Source organism: Geotalea uraniireducens, from assembly GCF_027943965.1.
Lineage (GTDB): Bacteria > Desulfobacterota > Desulfuromonadia > Geobacterales > Geobacteraceae > Geobacter > Geobacter uraniireducens.
Genome location: NZ_AP027151.1, coordinates 1,775,536 through 1,792,219 on the forward strand (window position 1 = coordinate 1,775,536; position 16,684 = coordinate 1,792,219).

20 protein-coding genes are annotated in these 16,684 nt (G+C 58.6%); 14 read left to right on the forward strand and 6 right to left on the reverse strand.

Annotation, left to right across the window (positions count from 1 at the left end):
• Window positions 1-64 precede the first annotated feature (64 nt).
• The 8 genes from yfdX2 to QMN23_RS08410 all read left to right on the forward strand — a co-directional run bounded on the left by yfdX2 (window position 65) and on the right by QMN23_RS08410 (window position 7,647).
• Entirely contained in the window at window positions 65-952 is an 888-nt protein-coding gene (gene yfdX2 / locus QMN23_RS08375) for a heat resistance protein YfdX2 (protein ID WP_004838854.1), read from the forward strand.
• A 96-nt stretch (window positions 953-1,048) separates the two neighbouring features.
• Entirely contained in the window at window positions 1,049-1,660 is a 612-nt protein-coding gene (gene hdeD-GI, locus QMN23_RS08380; RefSeq protein WP_282003365.1) for a heat resistance membrane protein HdeD-GI, read from the forward strand.
• A gap of 79 nt (window positions 1,661-1,739) precedes the next feature.
• Window positions 1,740-2,885, forward strand: a complete 1,146-nt coding sequence (locus QMN23_RS08385; protein ID WP_282003366.1) for a hypothetical protein — start codon at window positions 1,740-1,742, stop codon at window positions 2,883-2,885.
• Window positions 2,875-3,315, forward strand: a complete 441-nt coding sequence (trx-GI, locus tag QMN23_RS08390) for a heat resistance system thioredoxin Trx-GI (RefSeq protein WP_012761376.1) — start codon at window positions 2,875-2,877, stop codon at window positions 3,313-3,315. The genes QMN23_RS08385 and trx-GI overlap by 11 nt, the downstream gene beginning before the upstream one ends.
• A 3-nt stretch (window positions 3,316-3,318) precedes the next feature.
• Window positions 3,319-5,034 carry a heat resistance system K+/H+ antiporter KefB-GI gene (gene kefB-GI, locus QMN23_RS08395; protein ID WP_282003373.1) on the forward strand — a complete coding sequence of 572 codons (1,716 nt, stop codon included), beginning with the start codon at window positions 3,319-3,321 and terminating at the stop codon, window positions 5,032-5,034.
• The gene (gene psiE-GI / locus QMN23_RS08400; RefSeq protein WP_282003374.1) at window positions 5,031-5,528 is read left to right on the forward strand and encodes a heat resistance protein PsiE-GI; all 498 of its coding nucleotides are present in this window, start codon (window positions 5,031-5,033) and stop codon (window positions 5,526-5,528) included. The genes kefB-GI and psiE-GI overlap by 4 nt, the downstream gene beginning before the upstream one ends.
• Window positions 5,506-6,471, forward strand: a complete 966-nt coding sequence (locus tag QMN23_RS08405; RefSeq protein WP_282003376.1) for a zinc metalloprotease HtpX — start codon at window positions 5,506-5,508, stop codon at window positions 6,469-6,471. The genes psiE-GI and QMN23_RS08405 overlap by 23 nt, the downstream gene beginning before the upstream one ends.
• Before the next feature lie 24 nt (window positions 6,472-6,495).
• Entirely contained in the window at window positions 6,496-7,647 is a 1,152-nt protein-coding gene (locus QMN23_RS08410) for a S1C family serine protease (protein WP_282003378.1), read from the forward strand.
• An 18-nt stretch (window positions 7,648-7,665) separates the two neighbouring features.
• On the opposite strand, the gene QMN23_RS08415 is transcribed toward QMN23_RS08410, so the two are convergent.
• The 4 genes from QMN23_RS08415 to QMN23_RS08430 form a co-directional block, all read right to left on the reverse strand.
• Window positions 7,666-8,151 (reverse strand): lysozyme, encoded by a 486-nt coding sequence (locus QMN23_RS08415; protein WP_282003380.1) that lies wholly within the window; start codon window positions 8,149-8,151, stop codon window positions 7,666-7,668.
• 59 nt (window positions 8,152-8,210) lie between these two features.
• Window positions 8,211-8,702 (reverse strand): ferritin-like domain-containing protein, encoded by a 492-nt coding sequence (locus tag QMN23_RS08420; protein WP_108105943.1) that lies wholly within the window; start codon window positions 8,700-8,702, stop codon window positions 8,211-8,213.
• Between the two features lie 207 nt (window positions 8,703-8,909).
• Entirely contained in the window at window positions 8,910-10,286 is a 1,377-nt protein-coding gene (locus QMN23_RS08425; RefSeq protein WP_108105941.1) for a sensor histidine kinase, read from the reverse strand.
• Window positions 10,283-10,972, reverse strand: a complete 690-nt coding sequence (locus QMN23_RS08430; protein WP_108105939.1) for a response regulator — start codon at window positions 10,970-10,972, stop codon at window positions 10,283-10,285. Before QMN23_RS08430 ends, QMN23_RS08425 begins: the two co-directional genes overlap by 4 nt.
• Before the next feature lie 180 nt (window positions 10,973-11,152).
• Here QMN23_RS08430 and QMN23_RS08435 point away from each other — a divergent pair, with 180 nt between their 5' ends.
• The 6 genes from QMN23_RS08435 (at window position 11,153) to QMN23_RS08460 (ending at window position 14,746) form a co-directional block, all read left to right on the forward strand.
• Window positions 11,153-11,587, forward strand: a complete 435-nt coding sequence (locus QMN23_RS08435) for a Spy/CpxP family protein refolding chaperone (RefSeq protein ID WP_108105937.1) — start codon at window positions 11,153-11,155, stop codon at window positions 11,585-11,587.
• Window positions 11,588-11,621: 34 nt separating this feature from the next.
• The gene (locus tag QMN23_RS08440; RefSeq protein WP_108105935.1) at window positions 11,622-12,029 is read left to right on the forward strand and encodes a hypothetical protein; all 408 of its coding nucleotides are present in this window, start codon (window positions 11,622-11,624) and stop codon (window positions 12,027-12,029) included.
• Between the two features lie 15 nt (window positions 12,030-12,044).
• Window positions 12,045-12,344, forward strand: coding sequence for a hypothetical protein (locus tag QMN23_RS08445; protein ID WP_108105933.1), 300 nt, complete (start codon window positions 12,045-12,047; stop codon window positions 12,342-12,344).
• 254 nt (window positions 12,345-12,598) lie between these two features.
• Window positions 12,599-12,910: an MBL fold metallo-hydrolase gene (locus QMN23_RS08450; RefSeq protein ID WP_432613104.1), complete on the forward strand. Its 312-nt coding sequence runs from the start codon at window positions 12,599-12,601 to the stop codon at window positions 12,908-12,910.
• A 134-nt stretch (window positions 12,911-13,044) separates the two neighbouring features.
• Window positions 13,045-13,824 carry a type IV toxin-antitoxin system AbiEi family antitoxin domain-containing protein gene (locus QMN23_RS08455; protein ID WP_108105929.1) on the forward strand — a complete coding sequence of 260 codons (780 nt, stop codon included), beginning with the start codon at window positions 13,045-13,047 and terminating at the stop codon, window positions 13,822-13,824.
• Entirely contained in the window at window positions 13,817-14,746 is a 930-nt protein-coding gene (locus tag QMN23_RS08460; protein WP_108105927.1) for a nucleotidyl transferase AbiEii/AbiGii toxin family protein, read from the forward strand. Before QMN23_RS08455 ends, QMN23_RS08460 begins: the two co-directional genes overlap by 8 nt.
• Here the strand turns inward: QMN23_RS08460 and QMN23_RS08465 are convergent.
• Both QMN23_RS08465 and QMN23_RS08470 read right to left on the reverse strand, forming a co-directional pair.
• Window positions 14,739-15,143, reverse strand: coding sequence for a hypothetical protein (locus tag QMN23_RS08465; RefSeq protein WP_282003387.1), 405 nt, complete (start codon window positions 15,141-15,143; stop codon window positions 14,739-14,741). The genes QMN23_RS08460 and QMN23_RS08465 overlap by 8 nt on opposite strands.
• A 24-nt stretch (window positions 15,144-15,167) precedes the next feature.
• The gene (locus QMN23_RS08470) at window positions 15,168-16,652 is read right to left on the reverse strand and encodes a conjugal transfer protein TraH (protein WP_282003388.1); all 1,485 of its coding nucleotides are present in this window, start codon (window positions 16,650-16,652) and stop codon (window positions 15,168-15,170) included.
• Window positions 16,653-16,684: the final 32 nt, after the last annotated feature.

Genomic DNA, 16,684 nt, shown 5'->3' on the forward strand with positions numbered 1-16,684 from the left:
CGATGTTCGCATTCAGCCCCAATAGATTCGCCTATTTTCACTATCACATACGAGGTATATCACCATGAATGAGCAAACACCGAATCCCAATGCGACGAACGAAGGAATAAACGAACAGGCCGCGGTAAGCAGCCTTCCTGTCAGTCCAGAGGCCAAGCCTGAAGTCGTCACGGAGGTACAGCCTGAGGTTCAGAAGGAAACGGACTCGCAGGCGGCAGACAAACGTAAACAAGTCCTCGATGAGGCCGTCTCGGCCTTGTCGCTGACCAAATCAGCGCTGGCCGCACTTGACGGCAAGGACACTGCACGCGCATTAGCATCGCTGGCCGAAGTGACGGGAAAGCTGGAGCTGATCGTCGCGCGCGAACCCACGCTCGCCCTGGCCCCCGTTGATGTGCGCACCATCGTGCACGACTTGTTCGCCAACACGGAAACCATTGAGGCGATGACCGACGAGGCGCTGGATGCCCTCAAACATGGCGAGGTGCAACAGGCACGTCACGTGCTGGCTTTGCTGGCCAGTGAAATCGTGATCACGGTCACCAACATCCCTCTGGCGTCCTATCCCGCAGCCGTGAAGTCAGTCGTGCCGCTGATCGATCAGGGCAAGATTGAAGAAGCCAAAGCCGCGCTGCAGGCAGCGCTCAGCACGCTGGTCGAGGAGCGCAGCGTGCTTCCGCTGCCCGTCCTGCGTGCGAAGCTGCTCCTGCAGCGCGCCGAGACCTTGGTAGAAGATGGTCAGCGCAGCGAAGCGTCCAATGAGCGCCTGGAGACATTATTGAACGAAGCGCGGCAGCAGTTGGAAATGGCAGAACTGCTGGGCTATGGAAAGAAGAAGGACTTTGAGCCCCTGTATGCCGAACTCAAGAAAGTCAAGCAAAAGACGGCTGGGGGAGGCGGCGGAAAAGGCTGGCTCGATGAAATCAAGGCAAAGCTGTCCAAGTTGTTCTGAAACCGCTGGATAGGGCGTAAGAGGGGCGCGTCGCGCCCCTCTCTTGGCTCAGGAGTGTTTGCTTTTTCACCCCATTAGATCTTTAGGAGATATAGTATGAATACAGACACCATCACCAATTCCAATGGGGATGACCCCACCAAAGCACTGTGTTCGCTGAGCCAAAATTGGTGGCTTTTTGCGCTGCGCGGTGTCTTGGCATTGATTTTCGCAGCCCTTGCGTTCGAGATGCCACAATCGGCTCTGTTGGCCATGACCTTAGTGTTCGGCGCATTTTCCTTGGTCAATGGCGCTTTCAACTTGGTTGCAGCGGTGCGCCATATCCAGAAAAAAGAGCGCTGGGGCTGGCTGCTGTTCAGCGGCATTGTCGGCATCCTTACCGGCGTCGTCGTCCTGGTTGCTCCTTGGGTCGCCACGATGGTCATGGCTTCTTTTTTATGGGCTAGCGTGGGGTTCTGGGCGATTTTCACCGGTGTGCTGGAGATATCCGCCGCGGTTCGGCTGCGTCAAGAAATCAAGGGTGAAATCTGGCTTGCCTTCAGTGGACTGCTCTCGATTGTCCTTGGCGCTATCGTCTTGTGGATATTCTTTTCCCGTCCGGCCGAGTCATTCCTGGCCGCAGGCTGGCTGTTGGGCTTCTATGCGGCAGTCTATGGTGTCACGCTTTTGTTCTTGAGTTGGCGTCTTCGCAAAACGCGCCAGGGATAAGAGCAGGTCAAACTAAATTCTATGGATATGAGCATTTTCGGTTCGTGCCTCCATAGGAATGACATCAAAGGAGTCATGCATGCAGATTCAATATAGCTTTCGAGCTATCGACAAAGAGTTTCATGAACCATGGCAGAGAGCTTTGGGAAATGTGATCGAGCGCGACCTCAAGCCACTGCTCGACAAACACACTAAAGATTCAGTGCGACTTCAAATCGTCCTTGATCGCGACAAGATCAAGTGGCAATTTCTGGCCAGTGGCTATATGCACCTGCCCGGCAAAAAAATTGTCAGCGTTACTGCATCACATGACGAGCTGACGCCCCTCGCGCGGAAGCTCGCACAGTCGTTGTTCCGTCAGGCCAAGAAGCATTTTGACCGGCTGCATGCTCAGGACCAAATCAAGCGCAAAGCACGACGCGAGCGCTTGCGCGAGCTTAAGGTGCGAATTGCCGCAAAACCCGCGTCAGCCGCCCATGAGGCCAAAGTGACCCGAATGCCTCTACTATCGAAACTTGAGGCTGTCGCAAGGCGTGAGCTGGCTTATCTGCGTGCCGTCGGCGATTTACCGCGCGATTATCCGACGCTGCGCGACGTGGTGGATGAAGCGATTGTCCAAGCTGAGGTGGAATGGCAATCCGTGCCGGAAGAAAAAGCGGCTTACTTCGGTCTTCTGAAGCATCTGTTCGCCGTCCTAGATCACGAAGTGGTAAACAGCCGGCAATTTGGCGAATTCGTTTCTCTGGACGCGCCGGTCGAAGCGGATGCCCAGGACGTCGCCGAGGCCATGGTGGAAGAGGAAGTCTTCGAATTTTATCAGCCCGACGACACACTCAGGCTGGCCGATATCATCGCTGACAGTCAGCATCCCGATGCCGCAACGATCGCGGAACAGGAGGAGCTAGTTGATCGGTCGAGCGAGTTCGCTTTTGCATTCGACCTGCTGAAGGACATGCCGCGTTTGTGGCGGCGCATTTTTCTGCTTATCCGTGTGGACGGGCTGGATGCCAGCAGCGTCTCTGAAATCCTGCTGATTCCTTGTACGGAAGATACTGTCCAAAGGTGGCTCATGCAGGCCGAAGCATTCATCGCTGCTCATTTGGAAGAGGCCGGAGTAAGCAAAAACGGGAACGATTGGCTTCAAGGCGTTGATTGGTCGGCATTGTCTGTGACCCGAAGCGCGGCAGCCTCACTGTGGTCCAAGGAGGCGAACCATGAAGAATGATCTTCACCTCGTCTGTCCGCATTGCCAGTCCATCAACCGCGTACCGACTGCGAAGCTATCGGAACATCCCAACTGCGGCCGCTGCCAGCAGCCCTTGTTCACGGGCGAACCCATCGAGTTGACCACGGCGACGTTCTCGCGCCACGTGGAGCGCAGCGACCTGCCACTGTTGGTCGATTTCTGGGCACCTTGGTGCGGGCCGTGCAAGATGATGGCCCCGCAGTTCCAGCAAGCGGCGCGCCAGCTCGAACCCAGGGTCAGGCTGGCCAAGGTCAATACCGAGGCAGAACCCCACCTGGCCGCGCAGTTCGGCATCCGCAGCATTCCGACGCTCGCCCTGTTCCAGGGTGGGCGGGAGATCGGGCGTCAGGCCGGCGCCTTGGGCGCGCAGGACATCGTGCGCTGGGCATCTGCACAGGTGGGGCGCTGACCGATGCAGGACTTGCTCGGCGCCACCCTGATCCTGCTGGCGGCATGCAGCCTCGCGGCGGTGGCGACGGCGGCGTTCAGAGTACCCGCCTTGCTGGGTTACCTCGCCGTCGGCGCCTTGCTGGGCCCGTCGGTCAGCGGTGTAGTCGCGCCGGGAGAAGCGCTTGATTTTCTGTCCGAGCTGGGCGTGGCGCTGCTGCTGTTCATGGTCGGACTGGAATTCTCCCTCGGGCACTTTTGGCTCACTCGTAAGACCGTACTGGTGGCTGGCAGTTTGCAGATGGTCGTTGTGGCCGCACCTCTGACCCTGATGCTGATGGGGTTGGGGCAGCCAGCTCAGAGCGCTGCGCTGCTCGGCGCTGCGGCGGCCATGTCGTCCACGGCGCTGGTCAGCCGACAGCTGGCCGACCAAGGCGAGCTCACCACCCGCCACGGCCGCAGCGCCATCGCCGTGCTGGTCTTTCAGGACCTGGCCAGCGTGCCCCTGCTGGCCCTGCTGGCGATCTGGGCGCGCGGCGAGTCGCCGAAGATCGAGAGCGTGCTGCTCGAAGTGTTGGGCGTGCTGATGTTGTTCGCGGCAGCGGCCCTCGCCTCCCGTCGTCTGTTGCATGGCCTGCTGGGCTGGGTGGCGCGGCAGGGCCACGAAGAATCCTTCGTGCTGGTTTCCTTGTGCGTGGTGGTGGCTGCCGCCGCTGCTGCACACGCGGTCGGCGTATCCGCCGCCCTAGGTGCGTTTTTGGCCGGCATAGTGCTGGGCGAGAGCGACTTCCGTCACCACATGGAAAGCCACCTCAAACCGTTTCGCGATGTGTTGTCGGGGGTGTTCTTCGTGACCATCGGCCTGCAGTTGGACGGAGCGCAGATTCTTTCGGCACCACTGGCGGTGTTCGCGTGGCTGGCAGTGCTGGTACCGGTCAAGATCGGGCTCAACACCCTGGCCTTGCGGGCGACGCGCCTATCCGCCCTCGATGCCTGGCGCACGGGCATAGCGTTGGGGCATGGCGGCGAGTTCGCCCTGCTGTTGTTGGGCATGGTCTTGCAGCAGCATCTGATTCCCGCGACCGTCGTACAACCCATGCTGGTCGCGCTGGTCCTCAGCATGGCCTTGGCACCGCTGCTGATCCGCCATCACGATGTACTTGCCCGGTTCTTGAGCCGCACCGGCGGCGTCATTCAGCCACCCCAGGCTGAAGAAGTTGAGATCACTGCGCAGACAGCGCGATTTCGAGACCACGTCATCATCTGCGGCGCGGGCGAGCTTGGCCTGACCGTCAGTGAGATTCTTCGCCACGCCGGCGTGGCGCATCTGCTGCTGGAAGCAGACGAGCAGAAGGTAGAGGCCGAGCGTGCCGCCGGCGTGCCGGTGTTCCATGGCGATGCGAGTCGGCCCGATACCCTGCTGGCTGCCGGGTTGGCACAAGCGCGTCTGGTGGTGCTCACGTTCGCCCATGCTCAGCAAGTGCTGCGCATCGCCCAGGCGATTGCCGAGCGCCGTCCGGCGCTGACCTTGTGGGTGTCATGCGGAAGGACGGCCGCGGCCGATGCATTTCGCGCCACGCCCAACGTGCGTGTGTACCAGCAATCCTTTGCCGCAGGCCTTGGGCTGGCGGAACAAGTGATGTCGTCGCTTGGCATGTCGGCCGAGCTCGTCGAACGAAACATCAGTGCGATGCGCCGCCGTCTCGACAGCGGCAATGTCGCAGGGAGTCCATCTGCATGAAGTCAACAGGCCGCAATCCATTTCAGGTGTTCCGTGACCAATGGGCCATCATGAGTTTATACGAGCGCTTCGAGCAGGTCGTTGCCCTCGTTCTGTCGGCGGTAATTGCCGTCATCATCGTGGTGTCGCTGTTCCAGCTCATCGCCATCGTCTTCACGCTGCTGGTCCTCGATGCCTTCAATCCCCTGGATCACAAGGTATTCCAGAGTGTGTTCGGCATGATCATGACGCTCTTGATCGCGATGGAATTCAAGCATTCCATCGTTCGCGTGGCGCTGCGTCGGGACAACATCATCCAGGTCAAGACCGTGATCCTCATCGGTCTGATCGCGCTGGCGCGCAAGTTCGTGATCCTTGACCCCGAGGCGAGCCCCGCAAAGATAGCCGCGCTGGCAGGCGCCACGCTGGCTCTGGGTGCGACCTACTGGCTGCTGCGCAAGCGCGGCGACCGCGCCGCCGAGACATCTGAGCATGATCCGTCATCATCCCAATGACCCGCGCGCGGCGTTGTTGCAACACCGCTGGCTCAACCGCCTGCAGACCGGGCTGTTGATCCTGACCCTGGTCGGGATCGCAGCCGCCGCAGGAAGCCTGCTGTTCGGGGAAAGCGGCCTGTGGCTCGCGCTGTTTGCCGTTGCAGGCACGCTGCTGCTGGAACCGGCAGCCGCATCGGCGCTGACCTTGCGCCTGTACCGCGCGCGGGCCCTGCACCCGCACGAAGCGCCCGAGATTTGGGCCCTGTTGCGCGAGCTGTCCGCCCGTGCCGGTTTGCCCGCCACGCCGGTGCCGCACTACGTGCCCAGTGCCGTCGTCAACGCCTTCGCCACCGGATCGAAGCAGGAGGCATCGATCGCCCTCACCGATGGCCTGCTGCGCCGCCTGAGCCCACGCGAGCTGGCGGGTGTGCTCGCGCACGAGATCGCGCACATCGCCAGTGAGGATCTGCGCGTCATGGGGCTGGCGGATTCCGTCAGTCGCTTCACGAGCCTACTGGCCCTTATGGGACAGATCGCGATCCTGCTGAGCCTGCCCGCGCTGCTGGTTGGCGCGGCGGAGGTCTATTGGCCTGGTTTATTGTTATTGGCCGCATCGCCCCAGCTGGCCCTGCTCGCACAGCTCGGCTTGTCTCGCGTGCGTGAGTTCGACGCTGACCGCCTCGCTGCGGAACTGACTGGCGACCCGCAGGGGCTTGCGTCCGCGCTGGCGAAAATCGAGCGGGTCAGCCGCTCCTGGCGCGCCTGGTTGTGGCCGGGATGGGGCAATCCCGAACCCTCCTGGTTGCGCACGCATCCGGCCACGCAAGAACGCATCTCACGCCTACTGACGTTGGCGCCTGGGCCAGCATCAGCGTTGCCACTCCACGCGCCCCATTTCTTGCCGGAATCCGCTTTGACGCCGCGCCCACCGCGCTGGCGCCCGAGCGGGCTGTGGCGCTGATTGCCTATCAACAGGAGACCTCTCATGGCCTACCCCGACCCGTACCAACGTCCCGCGCCGGACCACTTCGTCCGGCGCTGGCTCTTCATCACCGCCTGCATTGCCGCGCTCATGCTGCTGTGGCAGTTTCTGCCCGCCATCGAGGCCTGGTTCAGTCCGCGCGAGGCGGCAGAACGCACCGTGACGGCGCGTGGCGATCTGGCGGCGGACGAGAAGGCCACCATCGAACTGTTCGAAAAATCGCGCGCCTCGGTGGTGTATATCACCACCGCACAGCTGGTACGAGACGTCTGGACGCGCAATGTCTTCTCCGTGCCGCGCGGCACCGGCTCGGGCTTCATCTGGGACGACGCCGGCCACGTTGTCACCAACTTCCACGTCATCCAGGGTGCGTCCGAAGCCACCGTCAAACTCGCCGACGGCCGCGACTACCAAGCCGCGCTGGTGGGGGCAAGCCCCGCGCACGACATCGCTGTGCTCAAGATCGGCGTCGGTTTCAAGCGCCCGCCTGCCGTGCCGATCGGCACCAGCGCCGACCTCAAGGTGGGTCAAAAGGTCTTTGCCATCGGCAACCCCTTCGGCCTGGACTGGACGCTCACCACCGGTATCGTCTCCGCGCTCGACCGCTCGTTACCCGGAGAAGCGGGCGGCCCGGCCATCGATCACCTGATCCAGACCGACGCCGCCATCAACCCTGGCAACTCCGGTGGGCCGCTGCTCGATTCGGCAGGAAGGCTCATCGGCATCAACACGGCGATCTATAGCCCCTCCGGCGCCTCGGCCGGGATTGGTTTCGCCGTGCCGGTGGACACCGTCATGCGCGTAGTCCCGCAACTCATCAAGACCGGTAAGTACATCCGTCCGGCGCTGGGCATTCAGGTGGACGAACAGCTCAATCAGCGCCTGCTGGCGCTGACTGGAAGCAAGGGCGTGTTCGTGCTGCGTGTTACCCCTGGTTCGGCAGCGCACAAGGCCGGCCTCGCGGGTGTCGAAGTCACGCCGCAAGGCATCGTGCCCGGCGACCGCATCATCGGTGTTGATGGCAAGGCGACGGACGATGTGGCTAAGCTGCTCGCGCGGCTAGACGACAGGAAGGTCGGCGATGTGGTGGTCTTGTCAGTGGAACGGGCCGGCAAAACGCGCGAAGTGCGTGTGGAGCTGCAACCGGGGATTTGATTGAATCGACCCGGTCTATCAGGCGGCGCGGAGCAGGCAAGTGGCCTCAGCCTCCCGCCGCGTGACAAGCCCCGGCAGCACCCTGCCGCCGCCATAGACCCAGCGCCGCAGCTCAGTCGCGGCAGCGGCCCAGTCCCGCTGGTTCACCCGCCGCCGCAGCGTCGAGGTCTGCAAGCGACCGCCGCCGAGATTGAATGTGAAGTCCACGATGGCCGCCAGCCGCCCTTCGGGTTCGGAGGCCAACACCGGGCAGTAGCGCAGTGTGGCGGCCAGCGCCGTGCTCAGGTCGCGGGCGAGATAGGCTTCCGCTTCGTCCTCGGTGATCGGCGGGTGCTGGGCATCGCAGAGGTGGCCGAAGCCAATCGTCCAGAAGCCTGCCGGGCAGATGTACGGATACGCGCGGCCCGGATCGGTTATATTGGGAATCTGTATTATGTCCCGGAATTTGGCACTTACGATACCGACCGTGAGCGCCTGTTTTTTTGTTTGTAACTGGTATGTCACGGGTTCAATTAGGTTCAGTCTCCTCCTGGGTTTTCCGTTCCTCTTCTTCCTTCGTTTTCTTAGCCGGCCAAACGCTGGCTGATCAGGCGCATACGCTCTGCGTGAACCGCTTCCTCGCTTCCGTTCTCGCGTAGCAGCGTGGCCGCTTCCGGATTCGGGCAGGACTTGGCCCAACCTTCGTAAAGTGCTTCCCCGCCAGCTTCGGCGGTTGCCAGCTTCTCTATTAAATCAGCAGACAATTGCGGTTTTTGCCATCCAACAAAATAGGGATTCTCTTCCGAACTCGGGACGGAATATGGCTCATGTGCCAACAGGCTGACAACCTGTGCCAGCCGCTGGGCGTGCAGATATTCATCCTGTCCGCTCTCAAGCAGCATTCGGCGGACGTCAGGTTCGACGGCATCAGCGGCAAGGTCGTCGTACATCGCTTTTCCAGCGGCTTCAAGCAGGAGCATCAGCTTGAGGTCATCAATGGTCGGCTGCCGGACCGAGCCGATATACGCAAAGGCTTCGTACAGATTGGTTGGTGCGTTGGGGGGAAGTGCATACATGGGTAAATATCCTCCTGTGAGATGAGTTTTTGTTTCAAATTACCCGGAAATTGTAAAAAAAGTATGTCCTTGATGTAAAAAAATGTAAATGGCTGCCAAGGAAGGCAAAAAACGCATTCGAAACCGTAGCGACAGTGCCGGGGCGGCTGAAAACCCAGAGAAAATGCTTTTTGAGTGACTTTTTGAGTGGCTGACAACGGGTTCCCGCTAATCTGCCCCCGTCGTTCCTGCCGGAAGGCGGACCACAACCTGAAAACCTTCCGGGACATTCCTGGCCTGTACCTCACCGTGATGCAGTTCGACAATTTTCTTCACGATCGACAGGCCGAGGCCGCTCCCTTCGCCAAGGGAATCTTTTCCCCTGTAGAAGGGCTTGAAGATGAGATCCAGTTCCTCCAGATCCACCGGGGTGAAGGGATTCGTCACTTCGATGACAACCGTGTCCGTCTCCCGGCGCACTGAAACGTCTACCGCTCCCCCTTCACCGGTATGCCGCAGGGCATTCTCCAGCAGGTTCTTGAAAGCAGCCCGCAGCCATTCTTCGTCTCCAGGGACGCGGACTCCGGGGTCCAGGTCGAGGGCAATCTCAGTCCGGTTCGACCGCGCGAGTGGTGCCAGCGTCCTGGCCAGTCCCTCCATGATTACCGCCGGTGCCACTTCCTCCGTCATCGGGAGCGGCTCGTGCAGGTCGATCTTGGAAAACTCCAGAATGCGGCCGATCATGCGATCCGCCTCCTCAATGTCCTCCCACATCACCTTAAGCATCTCTTGAGCATCCTTGGGGTTCCCCCGATCCAGCGCATCATTCAGGCACTCCCCGGCGATGCGGATACGGGCAAGGGGGCTGCGTAGTTCGTGGGAGATATTCGCGGTCAGCTCCTTGCCCCCCCGAACCATGCGCTCCACCGTCTCGGCCATACGGTTAAACGCGTTGCCGAGTTTGCCGATTACGTCTCTCTCGGTGATCTCTGCCCGGGCCGACAGGTCTCCTCCTGCGATTCGCAGGGCAGAATCCTCCAGGCGCTTCAGCGGCTTCGTTATCCGCTGGGAAAGCGGCACGGCCAGCAGCGCCAGGATTGCCCCGATGAGCGCAAGCCCACCAGCGAAGGCTCCGGCTGGAAAAGCGCCAGCTTCCGGCTGTGAAAGCAGGTGCAGAGTCATGTTCCGCCCTTCAAAGGAAAGGGGCACCACGGTGTAGGTTGCCCTGTTTGGGCCCACATCAACCGAGACGGCGACTTCGCGGTAGCGGCCGGATTTTTCCGGATCGGTGGCTGGGGGCGAGACCGCTCCTGCAAAAGAGGTTGCGACGATCTTGCCTCCGGGTCCCGCCACCCAGGCTTTGTCGCTTGAGGTGGCCGCTAGCACGAGCAGTGCCGACTCCAGCGCCTCTGCCGGCTTCGCCCCCTTCACTGCCGTCTGTACGTATTCGCGCGCCACCAGTGATTTCTGTCCGACCGACCGGATTACGTACTGCCGGTGGCTATCGCTGACCACCAGGATGAACAGGGCGTATATCAGCGCCTCGCATATGACGAGAGCGATGATCCAGTGCAGCAATATCTTCAGGTAGAGGCTACGGATCATTTCTCCACCTCGAACATGTAGCCGGACCCCCAGACGGTCTTGATGCAGCGCCTCCCTCCAGGCAGCGACTCAGTCTTTGTGCGTACCTTGCTGATGTGCACGTCGATGCTCCGGTCAAAAGGACCGAAGTCCTTCCCGCGCGCGAAGTTGAGGAGTTCGTCCCGGCTGAGCATCATCCCGGGGTGGGTCATCAGAGCTTCCAGCAGCTTGAACTCGGTAGAAGACAGCTCCTGCTCCGCACCGCCGGCCGATACGGTACGTCTCCTGCGGTTCAGGACAAACCCTCCGGCCTCCACCGTTTCCGTGGCAGCCGTCGTCGCTTCCTCCCTGGGAACCGTCCTTCGCAGCACCGCATTGATCCGGGCGAGGAGTTCACGCGGGTTGAAGGGCTTCGGCAGGTAATCGTCGGCGCCCAACTCCAAGCCTGCGATCCTGTCCTCATCCTCCCCCTTTGCAGTAAGCATAATCACCGGAACTGCCGACTCCCGGCGTATTCTACGAAGAATCTGCAGTCCGCTCTCCCCGGGCATCATGATGTCCAGGATGACAGCAACCGGTTCACCATCCGATATGGCTTCGACAACCCCGCCGCCGCCGGAAAACTCGCGGACATCGAAGCCGTTGTCCCGGAGAAACTTCACCAGAAGCCTCCGCAGCTTCGCGTCGTCGTCCACCAGAAAAAGCATCTTTGCGCCTTGCGAGTTCAAGCCGAACCTCCTTCCATGCTCATGAACAATTCTAGCAGGCCGGCGGTCAACTCTGCCGGTTATTTACACTTTTTTTACACCTGGAACACACTTTTTTTACATCCTCCGGTTACCTTGCAACTGTCGCTACAGCGACGATCTACAGAAAGGAGAATCAACATGAAAAAAGGATTCAAAGCTATTGCCGCCGTAATGGCGGTGGCATCACTGGGGGCGCTTGCGGCATGCAAGCACGGGCATCAGGGACACGACCCGAAGGAAATCAAGGGACACATCGAGTCGACACTGAAAAAGATCGGCACGACTGAGGAGCAACAGGCAAAGATCGGCACCATTTCCGACCGTATCATTGCCGACTGCGGAGAAATCCACAAAAACAGCCAGGGGCTGCGCCAGAAGTTCGTCGCCTGCCTCCTGCTGGACAATCCGGACCGCGAATGGCTGCACAAGACGGTGGACGAGAAGGCGAAGGAGATCACGGCGTTCACTCACCGCACCATCGACAGCCTCATCGAGATCAGCGGGACGCTCACCCCAGTGCAGCGTGCGGAACTGAAGACGCGGTTCGAGACTGGCCACGGAAACGGGAAGTAGTCCGCTATCATTCAAACAAAAAAGGAGCTAACAGATGAGCATCGAAGTCAACGAAGAAATCCGCAGGAGCTTTCATCTCTTCTGGGACAACTTTCCGGCGGCAGTCATCCTGGCCTACAAAGATCGCACAATAATCGAGGTCAACAAGGTCGCGCAGGATCGCGGTTACCCGGTCGGCGTCCGGTGTATGAGCATGGGAGAAACAAAGCACCACGCCGGGTGCAAGTTGCACATTGCGCTAAGCGAGAAGACTGCGGTACGGGATGTGGCGTACTACGAGTTCCTCGGGCAGGTAGCTGACAGCTACTGGATTCCGCTGGCCGGCGCCGAAGACTTCTTCGTCCATTTTGCTACTGATATCACCGAGTACGCCGCAGACCGCCTGTTCCCTGGAAAGTGCGGTAGCGCGGGAAACGAATGCGGCTCCTGCTCCGCCGCGTAACGGAAAGGGAGCCCGATGATGTCATATCTGGTTCTTTCCGCGCTGACCTCACTCCTCGTGTTAGTTAACCTGCCTCTCGGGTACCTGCGCAGGAGATATGAACGGTTCACCTTCGGGTGGCTTTTCTACCTGCACCTGTTCCTTCCCGTTGTCGTTTACCTGAGGGTAAAGACGGGATATGAGTGGAAATTTGTTCCACTGCTCTTGGGCGGCGCAGTTGCTGGGCAGCTCCTGGGAGGGCTGCTCGAACAGCGCCATCAGGTTACGCAAGATGCATGGAAGGTGCGTTGCCACTTACGCTCCGACAGAGTATGAAGCTTTTAATCTCAGATAGTCCTTTAACCGGTTGATCATCGCCAGTCTGCTGGAGCATGCCAAGCGGCAGTATTCAAAGTAACTGTAACGCCCGCATGACGTAACTTGCGTAGAAACGCGATACTGATTCCAATCGCGTCGGACTGATAACTTATGAGAGTCGGGCAACACTGTATTTAATTAAAGGCGACCAGTCGGCCGCCTTTGCTGTTTTCATACTACCCACGGCACAATCGTTCTCAACCCTGTAGATAATCCTTGCCCCTGAGCAGCGCGTGCTCTTCAGTGGTGATTCCGGCTACTTCGATGGTTTCAGGCAGATCGGTGAGAAATACGGCCCCTTCGACCTGACTCTTCTGGAAACGGGTGCCTACAATAAATACTGGACGAACGTCCATATGCACCCGAAAGAGAGCATCCATGGGCATCTCTACCTGAAGGGGAAGCGCCTGTTCCCTATCCACAACGCTACCTTCGATCTGTCCATGCACTCCTGGCGGGAGCCGTTCATCGACACTGGTGGGATGATCCGGATAGATCCAAAGAAATACAGAGGGTACAGGTAAAAGGGCAACCGGCTGGGATGGCGGGCAATATAAAATACGTAGTAAAATGTAAACTAAAGGTTTACATGTCATGCTGTAAATTATATATTGATGCTCATGCGCTTAAGTGGTTCAATTATAAGATAGGTGCTTAAATGTCAACTAATAGTTTACATTCAAGTAAAAATCTGAAAGCAGCACTCTTTTCTCTGCCGAATGGCATGCCGGTTACAACCAGTCAGATGGAGCAGATGGGTATATCTCGCCAACTGGTACACCGGTATGTGCTGAATGGCTGGCTGGAGTCACTCGGGTACGGCTATTTCCTGCGTGCCGGTGATGAGCTTACCCGGAATGGCGCTGTAGCAGCTCTTGAAAGCCAGGGGCATGATGTCCACATAGGCGGGAAATCGGCTTTATCACTCAGAGGAACCATACATTATCTAGCCCTTGGCAAAGATAAGCTGACCCTGTATCGGATGTCACGCAAGAAGATGCCTGAATGGTTTACCGCCAGGTTTGACTGCGAAATACGCATGAGCCGCCTTTTTGAGGAAAAATGTGCCTTGGAGAACAGGCTGCACGTACGGCGTCTCGAAGAAGCCGACCAATACTCCCCATTTGTGTCAGAGCCGGAACGGGCTCTCCTTGAGATGCTTGATGACGTGCCCCATAAACAGAGCCTCGATGACGCCAAAAAGGTCATGGAACCCCTTTTTGCTTTGCGCTCCGATCTGCTACAGGAGCTATTGGAAGCCTGCACGAGGATCAAAGTCAAGCGGCTGTTCTTCACGATGGCTGCTGAATTACAGTTGCCGGTAGTACAGCAACTCAACGTATCCAAATTGGATTTTGGCTCCGCTTCTGTTTATGTCCGGACACTGAAAGGGAACTCTCTGATCTTGCAGAATCCAGGAAAAGGAAGCAATGGATAGCCGTTACCTCGATATTGTCCGGCTGCTTATCGACGCAGCTCCATTCGTTTTTACCCAGCAGTGCTTTGCCCTCAAAGGGGGCACTGCCATCAACCTGTTTGTAGAAGATATGCCGCGATTATCAGTCGATATCGATCTGGTTTTCACGGATCTCACTTGTCCCGACAGAGAATCGGCGCTTGCGGCAATCGAGCATGCCTTGCATGACGTGGCAAATCTGCTGCACAGCAAACTCGGTGTTACGGTTCGACCGACAATGTCGGGCAGCGACCATGAGTCCAAGCTGTTTATATCCAGGGGGCCTGTACTTCTCAAGGTTGAGGTGAATCATGTCTTCCGGGGCACGGTATATCCTCTCGTGACTGGCAACTTGTCAGCGGAGGCGCAGCGACGTTTCTCCAGGGGCCTTTCCATTCCCATGCTTGATCCTGACGAACTGTATGCCAGCAAGCTTGTCGCGGCGCTTGACCGCCAACATCCTCGTGATCTGTTTGACGTGATGCTTCTCTTTGAACGCCAAGGCATTACTCCGAGGATTCGGCGGGCTTTCACCGTCTATCTCGCCGGCCACAACAGGCCGATCCATGAACTTCTGGCGCCCCATCGAAAAGACATCCATGTTGAGTTCGAGAGAGACTTTGCCGGAATGACCACCCGCGAAGTGACCATTGATAAACTGCTTGAAGTCAGAGAGCAGTTGTTTGAACAGCTACCGGCAACTCTTGACGATGCAGAGCGCAATTTTCTCCTCTCGATAAACCGGTGTGAGCCGGATGGAGCAATTATCGCCATGCCGGGTATTGAAAACCTGCCGGCCCTCAAATGGAAACAGCTGAACCTGCAAAAACTGGCCAAGTCTAACAGGACGAAATTCAAGGCCATGACCGCAGCATTGAATGAGGTTATTGAAACCGTCAGGTGACGGCAGTTTCGGATACCTTCTTCTTGCTTCCCTTACTCTCACCTTCGACGTTTTTTGCAAACGGGTTGGTAAAGCCCCGTGGCGGCGTGTAGTCCCATTCCATCAGCTCGCACATCTCGGCATTCAGCAGGTTGATTTCTTCGCGAATCTGCTGGCTCCTCTCGATAAATTCCTGCGCTTTTTCAAACGTGATGTTCTTGTTCCGCCCCATCGTCATGCGCAATCGGTGAAGCACATTGTCATGGGTATTGAGCATGGTGATGAAATCGCTCTGGTCCAGAGTTTTCCGGGAAATGACGTCAATATCATCCCGGACAACCTTTTTCAGCTTCCGGTCCTGCCAGGACTGTTTCCCTGAAGCTTTCTTCCCGCTTGCTTCCTGTTTGCTCTCAGCCATTGGTTCCTCCCTTGATTACTGTGGTTAGATTCTGCCGGTCGCCCGCAGGGCGATCCCCTTACCGAAACGGTCAGATAATTCCGAAAACACTGTGTCGTCGAACTTCTTCATGTTCTGGACGATCATCTCCACCGCATTGATCTCCGATGCCGCGTTGGCATAACTCTGCTGGGCCACGGTGAGCAATTGTAGCGTCTTCTCCTCCAGTGTCTGGATGTGCTGCATCCCCTCACCGAGTAACGCCAGTTGGCAGGTTTCCGGAGATGCCCCCGCTTTGTTCCCCTTCTGGGTTGACATGATGTTCCGGGCCATCTCCTGGAGCTGCACCGCCCTCCCGAACAGATCAAGCAGCATGTAGTATCCGTAAGCTCGGGCAGTCAGTTCAGCCAGCTTTCCGATGACCTCGCCCTCGGTGTTGGTGGCCGTGGCATTCTTGAGAATCAGCCCGACCGACAGTGGCGTGCTCTTGAGGAACGCTTCCTCATCGGCGGTGAGTGCTGTCTTCGATTTGATCTTCCCGGCGATGGACTGCATCTTGCCGGCCACATAGACCATCAGGTTCTTGTTGGCATCGGTGATGTCGGCACAGGCCCCGGCGGTATCACGTCCTTGGGCGGAGCCGCTGATGAAGGAGTCGAAACTGTTGTTCTTGTCGCACGGGGGGATGTACTGGGCCTGGTAGGTGGTACCGGTCGTTGCCGGGTTCTGGATTACCACATCACCGATGAAGCCGCGCACCAGCTTGACGTAATCGCTGCTCATCCCTTTTTTGCCGGCAAGATTCTCCAGCACCGACCCGTCCCCGAATACTTGCAGTACTTCGGTCGGGCAACCGGCGGTGGCGCTGGTGGCCGAGGTCTGGGTGGTGCCGGGGACTCCCGGCTTGTTGCCGGCATTGGTCTTCTGCTCGCTCTCGAACAGCTTGCTGACATCCTGGTAGAGATCCTTGGCGCCGCTCGACACCATGAAATCGGTCTGGGCTGTTTTCATCTCCGCCTTCAGGCTGTCCGACATTACCGACGAAAACGGACTGGCTGCGGTGGCCACCAGCGCCTTAGCCGCCTTGCAGTCATTCAACTGGAGCGAGTTCAGCCGGTCGGTGATTGCTTCAAGGGTCTTGATGGTGTCGGCCACCTGGGGGGCAAGGGTCTTCAGGGCGATGTCGAAGGCCGCTGCAGGAGCTGCCGACAGGATGTTCTGAAGCTTCTGCACCAGGTAATCCACGTTCAGGAACGAGAAACCGCCAAGGAACATATCGATACCCCCGCAACCGGACTTCAGTTTCGGGAGCGAGGCGGTGAACAGATGGTCATCGGTGTTTGCCCACCTGGCCGAAAAGCTCCCACCGGTGTAGTAGCCACGCTTCGATCCTTCGTAGTAGCTGGGCGAGGTGGAACTCTTCTGCTGCACCCAGTCATCGACCCAGCCGGACCATGACAGGACAGGGTTCAGGGCTATCGCTGCCGCCAGGCAGGCGGCGGTGGTTCTGGTATATACGGTTCGTCTCATACGGACACCTCTTCTCTGTCGCTGACCGACCG